The organism is Holospora elegans E1, from assembly GCF_000648275.1.
Lineage (GTDB): Bacteria > Pseudomonadota > Alphaproteobacteria > Holosporales > Holosporaceae > Holospora > Holospora undulata_A.
The window spans coordinates 1-2,411 of sequence record NZ_BAUP01000134.1; the positions used below are offsets into that span (position 1 = coordinate 1).

Here is a 2,411-nt window from a genome sequence, read left to right on the forward strand (position 1 = left end):
CTTGATATCAAGGCTTTTGAGAAGAGTCCAGAATCAATTAACTTGTCCTTTTAAAAAAACGCCTGACGCGTTCAAGCTTGGATTTTATTGAAGGTGGAGAGTGCATCTTGTGGATCAGCGCAGGATGCTGAACCTTTCGCTGATCGATAAGTACGAAGGTTTTAAAAGTCTCTGCGCGGGAATTGTGAAAAGCTAATAGTTTTGTTATCTTATTTATTAAGGATGAGAGGTTCATTTGCATTAAACATTGTTGTTTATTTTTAATAAAATAGCCTCTTTTTCGGATCTTTTAAAGACCCTTCAAAAAAGTGAGGGGGAGTATGATCAAATTTAAAGAAAATTCTATTTGTAAAATAAAAAATTATATTTTTTATAATAAAATGAACTTATATAAAAAAACAAAAAACAAAAATGATAATAAAATATTTTACTTTAATATTTATATTCATAGCAGGCAACTGCTTTGCTGGTGGAGAAGGCTCCTCAACTGTTCCAGAAACAGGAAATGCTTCTTCTCAACAGAAAAGCAACGCAAACATGACAATAACGAGTACACAGCCTTACTCCCAACAACGCGCTCCCTTAAAAGAAACGCCTTCACAGCAAATTTTAAACGAAACTAAACAAAAAAACTGCGAAGATAAATTAAAAAAGTTACAAAATGATTTCTTAAAAGTGGAAAAAAATATAAATTTACTAAGAACAAAACTTCCATCAATCAACATAGAGATAATAGAACTGAATCAACAACTAAATGAAGTTAAAAAAGAGAAAAAAAAATTAGAACAAACAGCAGAAGATTATGTAAAAGCAATAGAAGAAACTGTCACCTTTTTAGAAAAGCATCAATCGAAAGATGACCCAAAATTTAACGACATTATTAGAATTATAGACACAAAAACAAACCAAAACATCCCCACTTACCCAAATAAATAAGATAAAGAACTTACTTATTGTGGGGAGTATTGTGTGGATTTTAGGTGTGGCATTTTATGAGAAAAAGGAAAATACAAGGATTCTGAAAAAATATCAAAACGATTACATAGGCGGTCGTATTGAGGATTGTGTAAAAAAAGTAACAAAAGGTCTCCCCGGATTTTTTTATATCTATGCGGTAAATCTTTATAGGTAATTGTGTTAACTCAACTCAAAAAAGGTAAGATTCTATCTTGCCTTTTATTTCATTTTAACTTTTTCTAAATTTATGCGTTTTATCCATTTAAATTTTTTATAACGTCTTTGGATACGAAATAGCATATTTTCGAGGCTTTTAACTAAGTATCTTTTTTGTTAGAACTGGTAAAGGAAGTCTTTTAAAAGTCTCTAAAAATGATTGTATGTAAATTTTGTGAATGTTCGGAGAGCTTTAAAATCGGTTTTGTTCGAGGGGTTCAGAGGTGAAAACGTAAAAAATGTGGAAAAATTTTCACGAGGTGTGCCCGAAAAAGACAAGCTCCAAGCCCTCGTTTTATACGCAAGCGGCCTTTACGATGAACCGAATTACTCAGCGTTTTTGTATCAGCGCCACCGCTGTTTTGAAGGGGGGCGCACCTTAGGATCAAGGCTATGCGCCAAAGTTGAGCTCCCCCCAGAAGACAAAGGTATTGTCATGGAAGTCGATAAATTTTTGTATATTTAAAAAAAGAAGCAAAAAATTTGGATTTCTAAAGCTTGGATTTCTAAATCCTATGATCGTGCTGGAAAACGGTTCATCTATTGGCAATTTGGTGATCTCTCGGATCAAACATTCAAACGACTTTTTGAACCATTAAAAAAATGGAAAATTTTATTTTGTTGCGCAGATCATTGGGCAGATTTTAATAAGAACCTGTATTCATTAATAAAAGTTTTATAGACGATATAGGATTAAGGGGGTATGGGAAAAAGTGATGCATGAACTTTCTTAAGACAAGCCGAATTAAGTATGAAAGGAGTGAGAATCCCAGCTATAGCATTATTCACAACGTGTTAAACCCACAGAAGCTTCAGAAAAAATAGGTATAGATGGGGGAAAAAAAGATACGTAAACGGCATAGTGTTGTTGATACGCAAGGCAATCTGATCCATATCACGGTTCATAAGGCCAATGACACAGGTGCTGGGTGCAGAGTTTTTTAGGAAGCGGTGCAAAAAAATTATCCTACATTGAGTGTGTGCAGATGCTGGATATAGAAACCCCGTGGAGGCATTTGTGAGAACTCTATTGAATAAAACTATAGCAATCTCAGAGCGTATATCTCAAGAATGGGCCATACTTCCAAAGCGTTAGATCGTCGAAAGAACATAAGATAGCTAAATCCTTTTCGAAGGGCGTCTAAAGATTATGAAATTGCCATAGCGACTGCTGAAAACATAATTACAGCCCATTCCATGATCCTATTAAGAAGGATAGCTAAATCATGAATACAAGG

Annotated in this window: 3 protein-coding genes; 2 read left to right on the forward strand and 1 reads right to left on the reverse strand. The window is 34.1% G+C overall.

Translation table 11 applies throughout. The features are described 5' to 3' along the window. Positions 1-37: 37 nt before the first annotated feature. Positions 38-241, reverse strand: coding sequence for a hypothetical protein (locus HE1_RS08355; protein ID WP_162480418.1), 204 nt, complete (start codon positions 239-241; stop codon positions 38-40). Positions 242-411: 170 nt separating this feature from the next. Between HE1_RS08355 and HE1_RS05480 the strand changes: the two genes are divergently transcribed. Both HE1_RS05480 and HE1_RS05485 read left to right on the forward strand, forming a co-directional pair. Then, positions 412-936: a hypothetical protein gene (locus HE1_RS05480; RefSeq protein WP_035545561.1), complete on the forward strand. Its 525-nt coding sequence runs from the start codon at positions 412-414 to the stop codon at positions 934-936. A 412-nt stretch (positions 937-1,348) separates the two neighbouring features. Beyond that, positions 1,349-1,639 (forward strand): hypothetical protein, encoded by a 291-nt coding sequence (locus tag HE1_RS05485; protein ID WP_035545562.1) that lies wholly within the window; start codon positions 1,349-1,351, stop codon positions 1,637-1,639. Positions 1,640-2,411 lie beyond the last annotated feature (772 nt).

Bases quoted from the DNA above. Each gene is read 5' to 3' on its own strand.
- HE1_RS05480 (WP_035545561.1), top strand. From the start codon at position 412: ATGATAATAAAATATTTTACTTTAATATTTATATTCATAGCAGGCAAC.
- HE1_RS08355 (WP_162480418.1), bottom strand. From the start codon at position 241: ATGCAAATGAACCTCTCATCCTTAATAAATAAGATAACAAAACTATTA.